This window comes from Streptomyces sp. NRRL F-5135 (assembly GCF_000719775.1).
Taxonomy (GTDB): domain Bacteria; phylum Actinomycetota; class Actinomycetes; order Streptomycetales; family Streptomycetaceae; genus Streptomyces; species Streptomyces hebeiensis.
Genome location: NZ_JOHR01000013.1, coordinates 162044 through 181064, shown reverse-complemented (window position 1 = coordinate 181064; position 19021 = coordinate 162044). Strand labels below are relative to the sequence as shown.

Genomic DNA, 19021 nt, shown 5'->3' with positions numbered 1-19021 from the left:
TGCGCTGAGGCGTCAGCTTTCGGCGGTGTACGTGACGAAGCCCGCCCAGGCGCTCGGGGTGAGCGCGAGCCGGGGGCCTTCGACGTTCTTGGAGTCGCGGACGTGCACGGTGCCGGGGGTGGTGGCGACCTCGACGCAGGAGTTGCCGTTGGTGCCGTCGCTGTAGCTGCTCTTGAACCACGCCAGCCCGGAGGCGTCCCCGGCAGTGGTCTTGCGGATCATGTTTCTCCCAGCAGTAGTTGCTCGATGAAAGCCAGCGACTCCCGAGGCGTGAGAGCCTGCGCCCGGATGGTGCCATATTGCAGCTCGATGATGCGCAGTTGCTTCGGGTCGGAGGTCGGTCGGCCGTTGAACTCACCATCGGATCGCCCCACCGCCGTGCCCTCCTCGAACTTCAGCATCTCAATCCTGCCGTCCACCCCAGGGTGAGCATCACTCTTCGTCGGCATCACCTGAAGCGTGACGTTGTGCAGCCGTCCCACCTCCAGCAGACGTTCGAGCTGCTGGCGCCACACCATTGTGCCTCCGACCTCCCGCTGCAGCGGCGCCTCTTCCAGGACGAAACTGATGGAGGGTGCCGGGTCCCGTTCGAAGATCGACTGCCGAGCCATGCGAGCGGCCACCATGCGTTCCACATCGTTCGGCGAGTACGCAGGCTGCGCGGCCTGGAACAGTGCTCGCGCGTGATCCGGTGTCTGCAACAACCCGCTGATGCTGTTGCACACGTACACCCCGATCTCGACCGCCTTGGCCTCCAGCCACCCCAGCTCCCGAACCTTCTTCGGGTACCGGACCTTCTTCACGTCCTCCCACGTCGCCGAGATGAGCCCATCCGCCCGCAGCACCTCGTCGGCCTTGTCCAGGTACTCCTGCCGGGGAATCCGCTTGCCGCCCTCGATCTTGAACACCATGTCCTCGCCGTAGCCGACGGCCTTGCCGAAATCCGAGGCCCGCATCCCCGTCGCCTCGCGCCGTAGCTTCAACTGGCGTCCCACCGTGGTGAGGACGGCCACGCCCCACTCGTCGTCCGGGTCCACCTCCCAGCCCGGCTCGTCACCCGGCTCGCGCGTCTCCGCCCCGTGCCCTTCCGCCTCGCCGTCGTCCACCGACATCGCGCCTCCCTCGTACCGCGCCGTCCCTCGGCGCCGTTCGCCCTACCCGTGAGAACCGTGCGGACAGGCAGGACAGCACCGGACAAACACCGGACAGTGACCGTACGCAACCGCCTTGTCACTCATCACGGTAAGCGGATTCGGCCACTCTCAGTCACGTGATGCATGAAAAGGCCGAGAACGCGGCCCAACTCGACCCCGTCGCCCCCACCTTCAGCGTGCTGCTCTCCTCCACGCCCCGGGGCGCCCGTCTCGCCCGGCTGCTCGCGGACGACCAACTCCGCAGTTGGGGGCTCCCGTCGGATCCCGCCCGTCACCTCGTGGCGGAACTGGCGGCCAACGCCGCGTCCCACGGACGCGTCTCCGGGCGGGACTTCCGGCTCACGCTGTACGTGACCGGTGACGTCCTCCGTATCGAGGTCACGGACACGCGCGGTGAACGCCTGCCCGAGCTCCAGCGGCCCGCCCCGGGGGACGAGTCCGGTCGCGGCCTGCTGCTCGTGGACGCGCTCGCCGACCGCTGGGGGGTTACTGAGGGGCTGTTCCCGCGCAAGACCGTCTGGGCCGAACTGCGCCTCGCGCGACCGGAACCCGTTTCCTCGGGCTCCGGTGCCGCCGGCGCTCTTCCCCAAGGAACGTGAGGAGGAAAGAACCCGACCAAGCCCCACCCCACCCGCCCGTCGTCACGCTCCCGGGCACACTCACTCGGGCGGGTGAACTACCCCGGTTGGGCTGGATTTCGTATCCCCCGACTGCCTTACGCTCAGCGCGACACCACCGCAGACATACGTCGGCCCCCGGCCGGGAGTAGCGTCCCGATCGAGGGCCTGACCACGAGGAAGCAGCCACTTCCCAATGGATACTCGAAACACTAGCGTGCCCCCGCACGCCTCGTCAGCCGTTGCCGACGGCCCGCGCCACTCACGGGCGAACCGGCGGCCCCGTGTTCGCCCGTCGGCGGCGGGCCTCGTCGGCGTCGTGCACGACAACGTCCGCCATACCACCCGTTTCACGGTGATCGGCAACCACCTCGCCCAGCACGACGCGCTGTCACTGCTCGCCATCGGGCTCGGCGTGCACATCCAGTCGCTGCCCCCGGGCGCCCGCGTCGACATCAAGACACTCGCCCACCGTTTCCCCGAGGGGGCCACCCGTATCGCCGCCGCGTTACGGGAACTCGAGGCGTACGGCTACCTGCGCCGCGTCCGCGAACGCACCCCCGCCGGCCGCATCGTCACCCGTACGATCTCCTGCAACCAGCCGGCGGCGGCGCGGCATGACACCTCACCCCTCCCCGATCTCTTGCGTCCACAGGAGCGTTCGGCGCGCACCGTGGACGCGACAGATCCGGACGCGAGCCACGCGACCCCCGACACGCACCCCGAGCCCACGCGGCCCACGCCGCCTGCGCGCCCCGCGCGGCCCACGCACCCCACGCCGCCCGCGCGCCCCGCGCCCCGCAAGAAGCGCCCCCTGCCCGCCGTACCCCAGCCCGGTTACCCCGCCCCGGACCTCCTCCAGGCGGCCACGGACCTGCTCACCGATCTGCGCGTCCACGACCCACGCCTTCTCCTCTCCGCCTGCGACACCGCCCACCTGGCCCCCGGCGTCGCCGCCTGGCTGGAGCGCGACGTACCGCCCGCCGCCGTAACGCACGCCCTGATCAGCGATCTGCCGCCGGAGGGCCCGCGCCGCCCGGCCGCCCTGCTGGCCCACCGCCTGACCGCGAAGCTGCCGCCCCCGCCCCCGTTCCGTGCCCCCGCCGCCCTGCCACCGATCGTGCACCCCCTTCAGACATGCGACGGCTGCGACCGCGCCTTCCGCTCCCCGGAACCCGGCAGCCACTGCGCCGAGTGCCGCGCGACCGTGCCCTCGGCGGCCGCTCCCCTCCGGGACCGGTCCCGAACACCGCACCCGGACGATCTCTGAGCTGTCTCCCACCCATGAAGAGGACCTTCGTTTCCCGCGTTCGCGACATCACGTCCCCGCCGTCCTGGACGAGCCGCCCATGAGCGGGATGTGAGCCGCTCTCAGGTAAGGCCGCCCCGGTATGTCGCCGGCCTTGCCGGCACGGGTAGCCCGCCGGTGCCTCAGCCGGGACCCCCGCGCGAACTGGTCCGCCGCTCCGAGCGGACGTCGGACGCGCTGCGGCCACGAGGGGAGGGCGTCCTCAGATGGGCCGTCACGAGGAGCGGAGGCCGACTCTCGTCGTCCGGCTGATCCGGCTGCTGCCGGAGCGGCACCACGAAGTGCCGGTCCGGGCGACCGGGGCGTCCTCCCCGGGGAGCGCGTGACGTGTGGACGGGTTCTGCGGCGTGGTCACCGTTTCCTGCCGCCGGGCCCCCTCGTTGGGCTGATCGGATGAACCGACGGTTCGACGATGAGGGGCGTGTGTGCGGCAGGAGCGGTCGCCGGAATACCTGCTGATGGGCGGCGCCGGCGGTGGGGTGCCACCGGGAAACGGGTCAGCTGACGACGTTCAGCGTCTTCGGCCATCCGATCCGGTCCAGCAGTCGGTACATCTTCTTGATCTCTTCGGGGCGCATCTTGACGCAACCGTTGGAAAGGAAGTCGTTCGGGTTCTTGTCGGTCCACTTGCGGGCCTCGCCGCTGCCCTGGCCTCCGTTCACCGTCATCTCGCTGTGGATGAACAACTCGGTGCGCTTGGTACGGCCGTTGGAACAGACCTTGTCGGCCAGCGCGATCGCATAGCCCTTGATCAGACGGCCGTTGTAGGTGCGGTGGTGCTTGCCGATCGTGTACGTGCCGTTGGGCAGCCAACCGCGGCCCGTGGCACAGTCGTTCGTGGTGGTCCCGGAGCCGGCCCGGAAGTTGGCCCACACCTTGCTTCCCTTGATGACGGACAGCTTGGAGTTGGAGGGGTCCGCCGGGTTCTTGTCGAACTTCAGGTGGACGGTGTTGGCGGCGGCCGCCCTGCCGTGCGCGCCGACGCCGGCTTTCGCGGCCTCCCCGGCCTGCGCGGTGGGCTGTGTCAGGCCCATGAGGAGGATGACCGATCCGGTCGCCAGGACGGCCGTCGTGGAGCGCGTCATGCGCGTCTTGATGGTGCTCATCAGAGGTCCTTTCCAGGTGAGTCGAGAAGACGGCTCGCGGTGGTTCATGGCACCCCGCGTCACGCGTCGGCTGGTTCCGATGCGTGATGACAGGGGTGGCTTGCGAGCCCGGCGAGCTGTGCGAGCGTCGCGGGGTCAAGGATTGAGGGGATCGGGAAGCGCCACCAGGGCCTTGGGAGGGCGTGGCATCCCGCTTGCGTCCCGATCCGCTCCCGGTTCTTTGCCGCGGCGTTCACCTGCGGAAACGTCGGAAATCGGGATGGCGGAGGGACAGTGACGGGAAACGTGGGGCCCGAGTTCGAGGCGGCCGGCGAGCCGGAGACGAGCACGTCGGAGGACACGCGTACGGCCGGGGCGCGTACAACCGGGGCGCGTAGGGCCGATGCGCGTACGGCCGATGCGCGGAGGGCCGACACACGTACGGCCGACGCGCGTGCGGCGCTCGTCGAGAAGCTGCACGCGGCATGGGCGCGCTCGGGTCTGAAACAGCAGAGCGTCGAAGCGCGGCTGAAGACGATGCTGAGCGGTCAGAACGTGAGAGGGCTCAGCGATACCGCCTTGAGCCGCTACCTGAAGCCGGACGAGACCGCTCTGCCCGCCGACGCCGTGCTGACGGCACTCGCGCACATCTTCCAGGTCGGCGAGGAGGAACGCGCGGAGTGGCACGAGTTGCGTCGGCGGGCGAAGGCCGACCAGCGGCGACTCCGGTATCAGCGGACGGCGCCCGGCCGGGCGTCTCCTGCCCCCGGCCCCGACCCCGCCGGTCCGTCGGCTCCGGCGGCGGGGAGCGGGCCTGGCGAACCGGGGCTGCACCCCGATGCCCCCGAGGCCCCGGACGCCCCCGACGTCTTCGTCGCTCCGGGCGGAGACGATGCCGGAAGCGGAGAGCCGGACGGCCGTGACCACTCCGCTTCCGGCGGCCCGGGGCCGGCCGCCGGAGACGCCCCCGGCCGAGCGCGACAGTCCGACCGCTCCTCGAAGAAGGCGAAAGCCGTGGCAGTCGCGACGGCGGCCCTCGCGACACTCTTGGCCGGTGGCGTGCTCGCGGGGGCCGCGCTGTGGGGCCGTGACACAGCCGACAAGACCGTTGTGTCCGACGCCGCGTCGGATACAACGGTCCCGGGGAGCGTCACCGCCGTGCCCGGAGCGCTGGAGAAGGGGTCGATCGGCGTGGACAGCCGATGCAGTGAGCCCTTCCAGGGGCCGGAGGCCGTCGTCTGGCGCGTGTGCGCGCGGGTCGAGGAGGAGCGTGTCTCCTTCGCCCTCAAGGTCACCAATCAGGGCCGGGCGGGGACCATGGTGAAGGTCCGTCTGGAGTACGCGCGTTCCTCCCGGTTCCACCCGTGCCCGAAGGCGCCGCGCGCTCACCTTCTCGACGTCCCGGCGGGGGAGACCGTCGTCACGGAACCGGGACTGTGCGCCCTGCCCCGGCAGGACGCGTACGTCGCGTACCAAGGAGTCGGCTGGGTGGTCGCCGAGCACGCCAACGCGGGCTCCTACGAGCTGTCCCCCACGGCGCACGTCCGCCCCGACCGGGTCATCTGGAAGCCGGATCTCGTATAACGGGCGGGGCGGGGCGGAGGCGAGAGCCGGCAGAGGGCGCCGTGCGGATGGCGGCTTTCCGGTGGCAGGCCGCTTGTGGAAGCTGCCTGCCGACGCTCGCCGTGCCTCCGTCGACGACGCACGTCGGTTACTGCCCCCGGGCGCGGCCCTCAGGACGCCAGGCGTCGCAGCCGGTCGGCCGCCTCGTGGAGGACGTCGTCCTTCTTGCAGAAGGCGAAGCGTACGAAGGGCGCGCCCTGGTCGCGGTGGTCGTAGAAGACCGCGTTCGGTACGGCCACCACGCCGCACCGCTCGGGCAGCGCGCGGCAGAACGCGAAGCCGTCGCTCTCCCCGAGCGGGCGGATGTCGGTGGTGACGAAGTACGTGCCGGCCGGCCGGTAGACCTCGAAGCCGGCCGCCGTCAGGCCCGCCGACAGCAGGTCGCGCTTGCGGCGCAGGTCGGCGCGGAGGCCGTCGAAATACGTGTCCGGCAGGCGCAGCGCCTCCGCGACCGCGTACTGGAACGGGCCGGCCGACACGTAGGTGAGGAACTGCTTGGCCGAGCGCACCGCCGTCACCAGCTCCGGTGTCGCCGTCACCCAGCCGACCTTCCAGCCCGTGAACGAGAACGTCTTGCCCGCGCTGCTGATCGTCACCGTCCGCTCCCGCATCCCGGGGAAGGACGCGAGTGGCGTGTGCTCGCCGTCGTAGACCAGGTGTTCGTACACCTCGTCGGTGACCACCAGCAGATCGCGTTCCACCGCGAGCTCCGCCACGGCGGCCAGCTCCGCGCGGGTCAGGACGGTGCCCGTCGGGTTGTGCGGGGTGTTGAGCAGGATCAGCCGTGTGCGGTCGGTGACGGCGTCGCGCAGTTCGTCCAGGTCCAGGTGGTAGGCGCCGTCACGGGGGCGCAGGGTGACGGGCACGCGGGTGCCGCCCGCCATGGCGACGCAGGCGGCGTACGAGTCGTAGTACGGCTCCAGCGCGATCACCTCGTCGCCCGGCTCGACCAGCGCCAGCAGCGCGGCGGCGATGGCTTCGGTGGCGCCGGCGGTGACCAGGACCTCGGTGTCCGGGTCGTACGTCAGCGCGTAGCGCGCGAGCTGGTGCTCGGCGACGGCGGTGCGCAGCTCGGGGATGCCGGGGCCGGGCGGGTACTGGTTGCCGCGCCCGTCGCGCAGCGCCCGTACGGCGGCCTCCCGGACCTCCTCGGGGCCGTCCGTGTCGGGGAAGCCCTGGCCGAGGTTGATCGCACCCGTCCGTACGGCCAGTGCGGACATCTCCGCGAAGATCGTCGTGCCGAACTCCGCCAGGCGGCGGTTGAGCAGCGGGCGCGGACCGGGGCCGGGGCCGGGGCCGGGGCGTGGACCGGTTCCGCCCGCTTCTGTTCCGCGTGCGGCGGTCCTGTGGGCGCCGGCCCCGGGGGCGGCGGTTTCGCGTGCGGCAGTTTCGCGTGCGCTCATGGCGGACATCCTGGGCCGAACCTCTGGAGTTGCTCAAGTCGGCTTTGGCGCCGTGACGGCGCGGGGACAAGGTAGTCACTCAGGAAGCCGGGTGAGTGCGGGGGCCGGTGCGGAGAGCCGCGAGAGCCCGGCACCAGGTCCGGCACGGGGGCCCCGGACGGGGTCGGTACGGGGGACGAAGGACGGTGGGGGTATGGCAGAGGTCGTAGTGGTCGCTCTGGTGGCGGTTGCCGTCGTCGGGCTGGTCGCGAGCCGGAGGAGTCAGCAGCAGCGGAGCAAGAAGCGCCTGGGGACGGCCAAGGGCCGGAGCGCTTCCAAGGTGTCCACGCGCAAGAGCGCGAAGCGCCGTTCCTCCGACAGCAGTTGGTGGGCCGACAGCGGGAGCGGTGGCTCCTCCTCGTGCGGCGGTTTCTCCTCGGGTGGCGGCGGCTCGTCGTGTGGCAGCAGTAGCAGCGGCGGCTCGTCGTGTGGTGGTGGCAGCAGTAGCAGCAGTGGCTCGTCGTGCGGTGGTGGCGGGGGGTGCGGCGGAGGCAGCTGACACGGGGTGGCTGGTCCGCGGCCAATGGTGCCCGGCGGGAGAGTGATTCCCGCCGGGCACAGTCATGTTGATCGTTTATTGGTCTACTTCGACAGGTTTTGCTGAACAGTTGAACTGTGCGGCCCCCTAGGGGATGTAAACCCCGTCAACTTGGGTAAAAGCGCTGTGAGCGTCGCGTAGTTCATGATTCCCTCCCTGTTGAGAGCTTCCAGCCCTCGGGCCTCGTACGGAACCGAGCAGGCGGTCTCCCCCCACAAGTTCTCCCCAGCCGATGTCCCTCGTCGCCTTCGTTCCCCTCTTTCCCCTCTTTCCCCTCTTTCCCTCGCTTCTGTCGTTGCCTTTCGCTTCTTCCGTTTTCCCAGCTCATCGTCCGGGACGTCCCCGGTCCACCCGTCAAGCGTGTCTGCGGAGCCGACCCATGCTCACCACTCTCCACACCCCCTATATCGACTCCCGTGCCGCCGACCTGGCCTGGGCGTTGGGCAGGGAGCCGCTTCCCGCCCTGGCCGTCCTCGATCTCGACCTCGCCGGCGCCGAGTTACAGCTGAGACTTCTCGGCGCCTCCCACCAGGTACTTCTCCAGGAGGAGCGGGGCGTCTGCTCCGAGACCGTCGCCTGCATGCCGGGGAGCAGCACGCCGCTGCCGCTGGGGGTGTCCAAGCGGCTCGGGGCGTGGGAGTACGAGTTCGCGGCGCGGGTCGAGACACTCTCGCGAGGATCGTTCGCCGGGCGGGCGCAGGAGCTGCTCGCGCTGGTCGCGGACCATCCGAACGGACTGGCCGGGACCTTCCCCGGTGCGCCCAACGCGTTCACGGCGATGCTCGCCCAGCGCGACGAGGGGCAGGTGCGGTGGCGCACGTGGCACGCGTATCCGCAGGAGAACAAGCTCGTCGTCACGCGGACGCGCGTGGGCGCGCGGATGCCCGCGATGCTGTAGGCGTCGCGGTGTGTCGTGGCTTTATGCGGAAGTTACACCCGTGTGGGTGACAAACCGCGAGGAAATCGTGACGTAGCGTTACCAGCATGATCGAGCAACAGTCCGTGCCGCCGCCCTGCCGAGGCCCCCGCGGGTCCCGGGGCGCCCGGTTCCGAGCGGGCCGCGCCCGGTCCCGCGGGGGCCGGGGTGAGGGACGGCCGCCTCTGCGCGCGGACGCCGGCCGCTTCCTGATCCTCGCGGTTGTGTTCATCTGTGCCGCGTGCGGTCTGGTGTACGAGCTGGAGCTGGTGGCTCTCGCCTCGTACCTGCTGGGCGACTCCGTCACCCAGGCGTCCGTCGTCCTCTCCGTGATGGTCTTCGCGATGGGCGGGGGCTCGCTGCTCGCCAAGCGGCTGCGCTGTCGGGCGGCGGTCGGGTTCGGGCTGCTGGAGGCGTCGCTGGCACTGCTGGGCGGCTGCTCGGCCCTCGTGCTGTACGCGGCCTACGCCTGGCTGGGCGAGACGCGGTACGCGCTGGTGGGGTTCTCACTGGGCGTCGGCATCCTCATCGGCGCGGAGATCCCGCTGCTGATGACGCTGATCCAGCGGGTCTCCCGGCAGGACGCGGAGGGGACGGTCGCGGACCTGTTCGCGGCGGACTACGTGGGGGCGCTCGTCGGGGGGCTGGCCTTCCCGTTCCTGCTGCTGCCCTGGCTCGGGCAGCTCACGAGCGCGCTGCTGACGGGCGCGGTCAACGCGGTGGCGGGCGGCGCGCTGGTTCTGTGGCTCTTCGGCCGCGACCTGACGCGGCGGTCGCGCCGGCTCCTGATCGTCGTCAACGCCGTCGTCCTGGCGCTGCTGGCCACCGCGACGGTCCTGGTCGGGGACTTCGAGCGGGCGGCGCGGCGCGCGGTGTACGGGGAGGGGGTGCGGGTCGCGGTCCGCACGGATGTGCAGGAGATCGTCCTCGCCGGTGGCCGGGGCGGGCCGTTCGACCTCTATCTGGACGGGCGACTGCGAGTGAGCGGGCGCGACGAGTTCCGGTACCACGAGGCGCTCGTGCACCCCGCGATGCGCGGACCGCACGCCCGGGTGCTGATCCTGGGCGGTGGCGACGGGCTGGCCGCGCGCGAGGTCCTGCGGTACGGGGACGTGCGGGAGGTCACGGTCGTCGAACTGGACGCCGAGCTGATACGGCTGGCCCGTACGGACCCGGCGCTGTCCGCCCTGAACGGGCACGCGTACGGCGATCCGCGGGTACGGGCGGTGTCGGCGGACGCGTTCACCTGGCTGCGGGGCGGGCGAGGCCGGGTTTCCGGGCCGAGCGGAGGGGGCGGTGCGGGCGATGCGCGGGTCGGGCCTGGTGCGGATACCGATACTGCCGGTGGCGGCCCCGGTGCCGGTGGCGGTCCTGACGGCCGGGGCGGATTCGATGTGGTGATCTCCGATCTGCCGAACCCGGGGATCACGGACAGCACGAAGCTGTATTCGGAAGAGTTCTACGGCCTGGCCACCCGCGTGCTCGCCCCCGGCGGCCGACTGGCGGTGCACGCGGGCTCGCCCTCGGCGAAGCCGCGCACGTACTGGACGGTGGACACGACGCTGCGGGCCGCGGGTTTCCGCACGAGCCCGTACCGCGCGGGGGGCGGCCCTGCCACCGCGCGCGACTGGGGCTTCGACCTGGCGCGTCTCGGCCCCCGCCCGCCGCTCCTGGCCCTGCCCGCCGACGTCCCGCGGCTGCGCTCGCTGGGCCCGTCGTCGCTGGCGGCGGGGGCCCGGGAAATGGAGCGGACGCGACTGGCCGGGCTGACGGCATCGACGCTGGTGCATCCGAGGTACGGGTAGACGTGGGGCGGCAGGTGACACGGAGCGCGACCGGAAAGGAAAGGAAGGTGCCGCGGGCCTGGAGCCGGATCGGAAAGGAGGGGCCCGAAGGGCCGGGGCCGGAGGGGAAGGAGCCGGAGCGGGAGCGGAGGAGGCCAGGGGCTGGGAGAGAAACCTGTGGCAGGACCAGGGCCCCGAGGAGTGGGAATGAGTAGGCTCGAAACCATGGAGCATGAGGTGTTCGTTCCGGTGGTGGCAGAGGCTCTCCGGCGGGCGCTGCGGGATCCCTCTCGAGTCGCTCGTTGCGTGCCGGGGATCCAGCAGGCCGCGGAGGAAGGGGCGGGGCCCCTTGTGGGGCGGCTCAGGTTCCGGGTCGGGGGGCACACGATCACCTATCGCGGGGCGCTGACGCTCGTCGAGCGGGACGGCGTGTTCACCGTCGAGGGAGAGGGCGCGGAGGTCCGGGGCAGCGGGACCGTGAAGGTCGTGCTCTCGCTCCGGCTGACCGAGCGCCCGGACGGCACGGCCCTCACGTTCACGGGCAGCTCCGGCACCGAAGGCCGGCTGACGGAGTTCTCCGACGAGACGACGACCGCTGCCGCGCGACGGCTGCTGGGGCGGTTCGCCGTACGGCTGGCCGAGGAGGCCGAGCCCGAGCCCGCGACGAACCAGCCCGCCCCGCCGCCGCCCGCGGACGCCGCCGCCGACCCGTTGCCCGCCGAGCGGTCCCCCGGGGGCGAGTCCTCCAGGGAAGCGGTCGGTGACGTGAGCGACGTGGATGATGTGGACGACGCGGGCGGTGTCGACGATGTTGACGCCCTGCTCAATTCGCGGGCCGAGGCCGACGGCGCCGAGTTCCTGGTGCCCGACACGCCTCCCGCCGAGGCCGCGCACGCCCGGCGCACCATGATCGGACGGAGCGCGGAGGAGGTCGACCACGCGCCGCCCCGTGGTCGTTACGCGCCCGTGCCCGCGCCCGACGCGGCCACCACCCGGGTCACTCTGCGCTGGGTCGCGCCCGCTGCCGCGCTGGCGCTGGCGTCCGCCGTGGTGGTCGGCCGCGCGCTGCGCCGTCGCAAGTAGTGTCGGAGTGTGAGTAGCAGCGAGAAGAGCATCCGACTCTCGGCCGGTGACGCCGAGTTGACCATCAGCCCCGACAACGGCTGCCGTATCAGCAGCCTGCGCATCGGCGGCACCGAACTGCTGCGCCAGGGCGAGCGGTACGGCTGCTTCCCGATGGTGCCGTGGTGCGGGCGGATCGAGCATGGCCGCTTCCGTAACGGCGAGGTGGTCCAGCAGATGCCCCTCAACTCCCCGCCGCACGCGATCCACGGCACGGGCCGTGACACCGCGTGGCGCACGGCCCGCGTCGGTGAGAGCGAGGCGGCGTTCACCTACGACCTGGTCGAGCCGTGGCCGTACAGCGGGCGGGTCACCCAGACGTTCCGGCTGACCGGGGACTCGCTGTCGCTGGCGCTCGGGGTGGAGACGTACGACACCTCGTTCCCGGCGCAGGCCGGCTGGCACCCCTGGTTCCTGCGCAGCCTTGACGGCAGCGACGTGGCCGTCGACTTCACCGCCGCCTGGCAGGAGGAGCGCGGCGACGACCACCTGCCCACCGGCCGCCGGATCCCGCCGTTGCCCGGCCCCTGGGACGACTGCTTCGGTATGCCCGACGGTGTGGACGTGACCCTGACCTGGCCCGGACAACTGGAGCTCAAGGTCGCGAGCCGCGCAGAGTGGGTCGTGATCTACGACGAGCAGGACGAGGCCGTCTGTGTGGAGCCCCAGTCAGGGCCGCCGAACGGGCTCAACAGCATGCCGCACCTCGTGACGCCCGTGGATCCGCTGGAGATCACGACGGACTGGACCTGGCGACGGCTGTGAGGGACGGCTGTGCGGGCCGGCCGTCGGCGGACCGCATAAGCTCGTGGCCATGAGCGACGTACGGGCCGAGCTGCTGCAGCTGATCAAGGACAAGGCCGTGGTGCACGGCAAGGTGACCCTCTCCTCGGGGATCGAGGCCGACTGGTACATCGACCTGCGCCGGATCACGCTGGACGGCCAGGCCGCTCCGCTGGTGGGGAAGGTCATGCTCGATGCGACGGCCGGTCTGGACTTCGACTGCGTGGGCGGGCTGACGCTGGGCGCCGATCCGGTGGCGACCTCGATGCTGCACGCCTCCGCCGCCCGGGGGGAGCGGCTCGACGCGTTCGTGGTGCGCAAGGCACAGAAGGCGCACGGCATGCAGCGCCGGATCGAGGGCACGGACGTCCGGGGCCGCCGCTGCCTGGTGGTCGAGGACACCTCCACCACAGGGGGTTCCCCGCTGACCGCTGTCGAGGCGGTACGGGAGGCCGGCGGCGAGGTCGTGGCGGTCGCGGTGATCGTGGAGCGCGGAGCGGCCCCGGCCATCGCCGAGGCGGGGCTTCCGTACGTCAACGTCTACGGGCTGGAGGAGCTGGGCCTGGCCTGAGCCGGATCTGGCCTGAGCCGGGCCTGGCCTGTGTGTCGCCGGCCCGCGCGCGTGGACCTCGCGTATTGCGGCCCGGGTGCCTGCCGTGTCCGGCCGGACCGGCCCGCACCTGCGCTTTTTGGGATCTCTTGACTGTTTCACGTGAAACGGCCAAGACTCCCGGTGGAGCCCCTCACCACGTCTGGAAAGATGGGGGCGACGATGATGTCGCCCCCAGGTCTGGGACAAGCACCTCACACCCGCACATCACAAGGAGCGGCCCGATGCCCATCGCAACCCCCGAGGTCTACGCCGAGATGCTCGACCGGGCGAAGGCAGGCAAGTTCGCCTACCCGGCCATCAATGTGACGTCGTCCCAGACCCTGCACGCTGCGCTGCGCGGCTTCGCGGAGGCCGAGAGTGACGGCATCATCCAGATGTCGACCGGTGGCGCCGAGTTCGCGGGCGGTCAGTACAACAAGGACATGGTGACCGGTGCCGTCGCCCTGGCCGAGTTCGCGCATATCGTGGCCGCGAAGTACGACATCAATGTGGCGCTGCACACCGACCACTGTCCGAAGGACAAGCTCGACGGCTATGTCCGGCCGCTGCTCGACATCTCCGCCGAGCGTGTGAAGGCCGGCCGTAACCCGCTCTTCCAGTCGCACATGTGGGACGGCTCCGCCGAGACCCTGGCCGACAACCTCACCATCGCCGAGGAACTGCTCGCGCAGGCCGCCGCAGCCAAGATCATCCTTGAGGTCGAGATCACCCCGACCGGTGGCGAGGAGGACGGCGTCAGCCACGAGATCAACGACGAGCTGTACACCACGGTCGACGACGCGCTGCGTACCGCCGAGGCCCTGGGCCTGGGAGAGAAGGGCCGCTACCTGCTGGCCGCCTCCTTCGGCAATGTCCACGGTGTCTACAAGCCGGGCAACGTCGTGCTCCGCCCCGAGCTGCTGAAGGACCTCCAGGAGGGGACCGCCGCCAAGTACGGCAAGGCCGCGGGCAGCCAGCCGTTCGACTTCGTGTTCCACGGCGGTTCCGGCTCCACGGCCGAGGAGATCGCGACCGCGCTGGAGAACGGCGTCGTGAAGATGAACCTCGACACCGACACCCAGTACGCCTTCACGCGCCCCGTCGCAGGCCACATGTTCAGCAACTACGACGGTGTGCTGAAGGTTGACGGCGAGGTCGGCAACAAGAAGACCTACGACCCGCGGACCTGGGGCAAGCTGGCCGAGGCAGGCATGGCCAAGCGCGTCACGGAGGCGTGCGCGGCGCTGCGCTCGACCGGTACGAAGCTCAAGTAGTCCCGCCGGCACGTTGTTCGTGGCTCGCGCAACTCGTTGCGCGCCACACGGGGCCCGCTTCATGCGGGCCCCGAGTGCATTCCGCCTCCGCCGGGCCGTGCTCGGGACCGTCCGTCCGAAGCCGTCTGGGACGGGGCGTCCGGTCGCCTTCCGAACGCGGGGCGAGGATGATCCCCCTATGGACATCAGGCTGTCCTCGGCACGGGGGCGCTGGGTCATCCTGACCACGGTGCTCGGCTCCAGCATGGCGCTGCTGGACTCCACCGTCGTCAATGTCGCCCTGCCGCACATCGGACGGGCGCTCAACGCGGATCTCGCGGCGCTCCAGTGGACCGTCAACGCCTATACGGTCACGCTGGCCGGGCTGATCCTGCTCGGTGGATCGCTCGGGGACAGGTACGGGCGGCGGAAGATCTTCGTTCTGGGGGTGGCCTGGTTCGCGCTGGGCTCGCTGGTGTGCGGCATCGCGCCGAACGCGGCCGTGCTGATCGCGGCCCGGGCGTTCCAGGGCGTGGGCGGGGCGTTGCTGGTACCGGGCTCGCTCGCGATCATCCAGGCGAGCTTCCACCCCGACGACCGGGCGCGAGCGGTCGGCCTGTGGTCGGGGTTCGGCGGGGTCGGCGCGGCGGTCGGGCCGTTCCTGGGCGGCTGGCTGGTCGACGGGCCCGGCTGGCGCTGGGTGTTCCTGCTGAACGTGCCGCTGGCCGCGATCTGCGCACCGGTGGCGCTCCGGCACGTACCGGAGTCCCGGGACCCGGTGGCGCGCGGCGGCTTCGACGTGCTGGGGGCGGCGCTCGGGGCGGTGTCGCTGGCCCTGATCACCTACGCCCTGATCGGCAGGACGGTCTGGACGGGGATCGCCGGGGTGCTGCTCGCGGTGGTCTTCGTCCAGGTCGAGCGACGGCGGTCCGATCCGATGCTGCCGCCGTCGATCTTCCGTTCCCGGCTGTTCACCGCGGTGAACCTGGTGACGCTGTGCGTGTACGCGGCGTTCGGTGGCTTCTTCTTCCTCGCCGCGCTCCAGCTCCAGGTCGTCGCGGGCTACTCGGCGCTGGGCGCGGGGGCGGCCCTGCTGCCGACGACGGTGCTGATGCTGCTGTTCTCCGCGCGGTCCGGCGCGCTGGGGGAGAAGACCGGGCCGCGCCTCCCGCTCACGGTGGGGCCGCTGCTGTGCGCGGCGGGGCTCCTGCTGATGCTGCGCGTGGGGCCGCACGCCGACTACCTCAAGGACGTACTGCCCGCGCTGGTGGTGATGGGCATGGGGATGGTCGCCCTGGTCGCGCCGCTGACGGCGACGGTCCTCGCGTCCGTGGACACCGCGCGGGCGGGCCTGGCCAGCGGCATCAACAACGCGGCGGCCCGCGCGGCCGGCCTGATCGCGGTGGCGGCGCTGCCGCTGCTGACGGGTTCGGGCCCCGAGGCGTACCGCTCGGCGGCGCAGTTCGACGACACCTTCCGCCGGGCCATGCCGATCCTGGCGGGAGTCCTGGTGGCGGGCGCGCTGCTCGCCTTCGCGACCGTACGTACCCCGAAGCCGCCGCGGGGCGCCGGCCCGGAGGCCGCGCTCCACCCGGAGTGCCGGATCAACTGCGGCCTCTCGGCCCCACCACTGGAACCGCCACGACGGACGAGGGGCGACGGGGGCGGCCGGACCGGGCGCACCTGAGGCGGGTGGCCGAGGCCACCGGTGACACAAGACGCGGGGCACCCGACGGTGTCGCGGCACGGCCGGGCGGGGCAAGGCAGACTGTAGGCATGGCCATCCATGAGAACCTCCTCGGAGGACCGCCCCCCACCCGGCTGCCCGATGATCCCGAGCCGCGTGAGCTGCTCGCGAACGGGACGTCGCCCACCGACGTCGCCGCGAAGTACCCGACCTCGTCGCTGGCCTGGGCACAGCTCGCGGACGCCGCGTTCGAGAACGGGCAGGTCATCGAGTCTTACGCGTACGCCAGGACCGGTTACCACCGTGGGCTCGACGCCCTGCGGCGCAGTGGGTGGAAGGGGCACGGGCCCGTGCCGTGGGAGCACGAGCCGAACCGCGGTTTCCTGCGTGCCCTGCACGCGCTCGCCCGCGCCGCGCAGGCGATCGGTGAGCAGGAGGAGTACGAGCGCTGCGCCACGTTCCTCCGGGACTCCTCGCCGCTGGCGGCCGACACGCTCGGCTGAGCACGAGCGCCCGCGTACCGCTCGAGCAGCGTCACGTACCGCTCACGTACCCCGTACCGCTCGCATACCCCGTACCGCTCAGGTACCGCAGAACCCTTGATGGCTCGCCCGGCTCCGACGGACTCCCGTCCCCGGGCGGGCCATCGGCGTGCTCGCGGCGGGCGGGCTGTCGGCGTATGTGCTCCCGCGCACTGACCCCGGTCCGTGCCCCCGGATTATGATGCGCACAGGGGACCGGGGCTCCACGGACGAACGGAAGGGGCGGACCGCTACCCGGCAGCGCATTCGAGGAGACAGCAATGTCGCAGACCCCCGATGTTCATGTGCCCGGAGCCGGTTCGGACGCCCCGAACCTCGATTTCGCCGGGACCACCCCGTACGAGGACTACGTCCAGGCCGACGTCCTGACCCACTTGCAGCATCCGCTCTCCGAGGATCCCGGCGAGATGGTCTTCCTGGTCACCACCCAGGTCATGGAGCTGTGGTTCACGGTGATCGTCCACGAGTGGGAGACGGCGTCCCGCGCGCTCCGGGAGGACCGGACGCGGGAGGCGATCGACGCGCTCGGCCGGTCGGTGCATGAGCTGGAGGCGCTCAACGCGTCGTGGAAGCCGCTCGGACGGCTGACGCCCGCGCAGTTCAACTCGTACCGGGCCGCGCTCGGTGAGGGTTCCGGATTCCAGTCGGCGATGTACCGGCGACTGGAGTTCCTGCTGGGCGAGAAGTCCGCGTCGATGCTCGTCCCGCACCGGGGCGCGCCGCGCGTGCACGCCGAGCTGGAGAAGGCGCTCCACCAGCCGAGCCTGTACGACGAGGTGCTGCGGCTGCTGGCGCGGCGCGGGCTGCCGGTCCCGGTGGCGGTCCTGGAGCGGGACCTGTCCCAGCGCTACGAGCCGTCCCCGGAGGTGGAGCGGATCTGGGCCGGCGTCTACGCCGACCCCGACCAGTGCTCCGAGCTCCTCCGGCTCGGCGAGGCGCTGACGGACGTCGGGGAACTGGTCTGGCGATGGCGGAACGACCATCTGGTGGCGACCCGGCGGGCGATGGGTTCCAAGACCGGCACCGGCGGTTCCGCGGGGGTGGCCTGGCTGGAGAAGCGGGCCGCGAAGAACGTGTTCCCCGAGCTGTGGACGGCGCGCAGCCATGTCTGATTCCCCTCTCGCGTCCCCCGCTTCCTCCGCTTCCTCCGCCAAGGGGGCCGCTGCCCAGCTCGTCGCGCGCGCCGCCGCGCTCGACGCCGCCGACGTGCTCGCCCCTCTCCGAGACCTCTTCGTCCTCGATCGACCTGCCACCACCTACCTCGACGGCAACTCCCTCGGCGCCCTGCCGCGCCACGTCCCCGCCCGTCTCCAGGACGTCATCACCCGGCAGTGGGGCGAGCTGGGCATTCGTTCCTGGACCGAGAGCGGCTGGTGGACCGCGCCGGAGCGGATCGGGGACCGGATCGCCCCGCTCGTCGGCGCGGCGCCGGGCAGCGTCGTGGTCGGCGACTCGACGAGCGTGAACGTGTTCAAGGCCGTGGTGGGCGCGGTACGCCTGGCGGCCCCGGCGGACGACGCGGCGGCCTCGGCGGACGACGCGGCGGTTCCGGCGGATGGCACTGCGGTTCCGGTGCGGGACGAGATCCTTGTCGATGCCACGACGTTTCCCACGGACGGGTACATCGCGCGCTCCGCGGCCCGGCTGACCGGCCACCGGATCGTTCCGGTCGACCCGGCGGCCGCCGCCGGCCCGGGCAGCCTGTTCGGCTCGCTCGGGCCCCGGACGGCCGTCGTGCTCGTCAACCACGTCGACTTCCGCACCGGGCGCCTCCACGACCTGCCGGGCATCACCGCCGCCGCGCACGACGCCGGCGCGCTCGTCGTCTGGGACCTGTGCCACAGCGCGGGGGCGCTCCCCGTCGGCCTGGACGCGCACGGTGTGGACCTCGCGGTGGGCTGCACGTACAAGTACCTGAACGGCGGGCCCGGGGCCCCTGCCTTCCTCTACGTCGCCGAACGCCACCAGTCCCGCTTCGACTCGCCGCTGCCCGGCTGGAACTCCCATGCCGACCCCTTCGCGATGTCCCCCGGCTTCACGGCGGCCGAGGGCGCGGTACGGGGCCGGGTCGGCACCCCCGACATCCTCTCGACGCTGGCGCTGGACGCGGCGCTCGACGTCTGGGAGGGCGTGCGGATCGAGGACGTACGGGAGAAGAGCCTGGCGCTCACGGACTTCTTCCTGGAGTGCGTGGCGGAGTACGCGCCGCCGGGGCGGGTGCGGTCGCTGACCCCGGCCGCGCACGCGGAACGCGGCAGCCAGGTCGCTCTGCGCTGCGCGGAGGCGCCAGCCGTGATGGCGGCGCTCATCGCCCGTGGCGTGGTCGGTGACCTGCGCAGACCGGATGTGCTGCGGTTCGGCTTCACCCCGCTGTACACCGGGTTCGCCGACGCGGAACGGGCGGCGAGGGTGCTCGGCGAAGTCCTGGCGGAGGTACCGGCGGAGGTACCGGCGGAGGTACCGGCGCAGGCGCCGGCCGAGACCTCGGTGGAGGTGTCGGCGGAGTCACCGGCGGCGAGGCCGCGCGCCGATGCGGAGCCCGGCGCGAACGAGTGACCGAGGGCGGGCCCCGCG

At 71.7% G+C, this 19021-nt stretch carries 18 protein-coding genes; 14 read left to right on the top strand and 4 right to left on the bottom strand.

Features of this window, described 5'->3' with window-relative positions:
* Positions 1-12: 12 nt before the first annotated feature.
* Positions 13-222: a DUF397 domain-containing protein gene (locus tag IG02_RS0123190; protein ID WP_030751401.1), complete on the bottom strand. Its 210-nt coding sequence runs from the start codon at positions 220-222 to the stop codon at positions 13-15.
* Entirely contained in the window at positions 219-1112 is an 894-nt protein-coding gene (locus tag IG02_RS0123185; RefSeq protein ID WP_030751399.1) for a helix-turn-helix domain-containing protein, read from the bottom strand. Before IG02_RS0123185 ends, IG02_RS0123190 begins: the two co-directional genes overlap by 4 nt.
* Positions 1113-1273: 161 nt before the next feature.
* On the opposite strand from IG02_RS0123185, the gene IG02_RS0123180 reads away from it, so the two are divergent.
* Positions 1274-1753, top strand: a complete 480-nt coding sequence (locus tag IG02_RS0123180; protein WP_037803970.1) for an ATP-binding protein — start codon at positions 1274-1276, stop codon at positions 1751-1753.
* A gap of 214 nt (positions 1754-1967) precedes the next feature.
* Positions 1968-3041 (top strand): hypothetical protein, encoded by a 1074-nt coding sequence (locus IG02_RS0123175; protein WP_063756836.1) that lies wholly within the window; start codon positions 1968-1970, stop codon positions 3039-3041.
* A gap of 536 nt (positions 3042-3577) precedes the next feature.
* Here the strand turns inward: IG02_RS0123175 and IG02_RS0123165 are convergent.
* Positions 3578-4186: a L,D-transpeptidase family protein gene (locus IG02_RS0123165; protein WP_051765559.1), complete on the bottom strand. Its 609-nt coding sequence runs from the start codon at positions 4184-4186 to the stop codon at positions 3578-3580.
* Between the two features lie 273 nt (positions 4187-4459).
* Between IG02_RS0123165 and IG02_RS0123160 the strand changes: the two genes are divergently transcribed.
* The gene (locus IG02_RS0123160; protein ID WP_030751386.1) at positions 4460-5749 is read left to right on the top strand and encodes a hypothetical protein; all 1290 of its coding nucleotides are present in this window, start codon (positions 4460-4462) and stop codon (positions 5747-5749) included.
* Between the two features lie 149 nt (positions 5750-5898).
* Here IG02_RS0123160 and IG02_RS0123155 read toward each other — a convergent pair whose 3' ends face one another.
* A complete protein-coding gene (locus IG02_RS0123155; RefSeq protein ID WP_078854736.1) occupies positions 5899-7191 on the bottom strand; it encodes a pyridoxal phosphate-dependent aminotransferase in 1293 nt (430 codons plus the stop codon).
* Between the two features lie 193 nt (positions 7192-7384).
* Between IG02_RS0123155 and IG02_RS39710 the strand changes: the two genes are divergently transcribed.
* From IG02_RS39710 to kynU, 11 genes are all read left to right on the top strand, one after another.
* A complete protein-coding gene (locus IG02_RS39710) occupies positions 7385-7729 on the top strand; it encodes a hypothetical protein (RefSeq protein ID WP_078854735.1) in 345 nt (114 codons plus the stop codon).
* A gap of 418 nt (positions 7730-8147) precedes the next feature.
* A complete protein-coding gene (locus IG02_RS0123150) occupies positions 8148-8666 on the top strand; it encodes a DUF2617 family protein (protein ID WP_030751380.1) in 519 nt (172 codons plus the stop codon).
* Between the two features lie 86 nt (positions 8667-8752).
* Positions 8753-10489 (top strand): spermidine synthase, encoded by a 1737-nt coding sequence (locus IG02_RS0123145; protein ID WP_078854734.1) that lies wholly within the window; start codon positions 8753-8755, stop codon positions 10487-10489.
* Between the two features lie 204 nt (positions 10490-10693).
* Positions 10694-11551: an SRPBCC family protein gene (locus tag IG02_RS0123140; RefSeq protein ID WP_030751375.1), complete on the top strand. Its 858-nt coding sequence runs from the start codon at positions 10694-10696 to the stop codon at positions 11549-11551.
* 9 nt (positions 11552-11560) lie between these two features.
* Complete coding sequence (locus IG02_RS0123135) at positions 11561-12355, top strand: aldose epimerase (protein ID WP_030751373.1); 795 nt, start codon at positions 11561-11563, stop codon at positions 12353-12355.
* A gap of 49 nt (positions 12356-12404) precedes the next feature.
* Positions 12405-12944: an orotate phosphoribosyltransferase gene (gene pyrE, locus IG02_RS0123130; RefSeq protein WP_030751371.1), complete on the top strand. Its 540-nt coding sequence runs from the start codon at positions 12405-12407 to the stop codon at positions 12942-12944.
* A gap of 263 nt (positions 12945-13207) precedes the next feature.
* Entirely contained in the window at positions 13208-14239 is a 1032-nt protein-coding gene (gene fbaA / locus IG02_RS0123125) for a class II fructose-bisphosphate aldolase (protein WP_030751370.1), read from the top strand.
* Positions 14240-14417: 178 nt separating this feature from the next.
* A complete protein-coding gene (locus IG02_RS0123120; RefSeq protein ID WP_051765557.1) occupies positions 14418-15905 on the top strand; it encodes an MFS transporter in 1488 nt (495 codons plus the stop codon).
* Between the two features lie 89 nt (positions 15906-15994).
* The gene (locus IG02_RS0123115) at positions 15995-16408 is read left to right on the top strand and encodes a DUF3151 domain-containing protein (RefSeq protein WP_030751365.1); all 414 of its coding nucleotides are present in this window, start codon (positions 15995-15997) and stop codon (positions 16406-16408) included.
* Between the two features lie 299 nt (positions 16409-16707).
* Complete coding sequence (locus tag IG02_RS0123110) at positions 16708-17559, top strand: tryptophan 2,3-dioxygenase family protein (protein WP_030751362.1); 852 nt, start codon at positions 16708-16710, stop codon at positions 17557-17559.
* Positions 17552-19003 carry a kynureninase gene (gene kynU, locus IG02_RS0123105; RefSeq protein ID WP_078854733.1) on the top strand — a complete coding sequence of 484 codons (1452 nt, stop codon included), beginning with the start codon at positions 17552-17554 and terminating at the stop codon, positions 19001-19003. The genes IG02_RS0123110 and kynU overlap by 8 nt, the downstream gene beginning before the upstream one ends.
* Positions 19004-19021 lie beyond the last annotated feature (18 nt).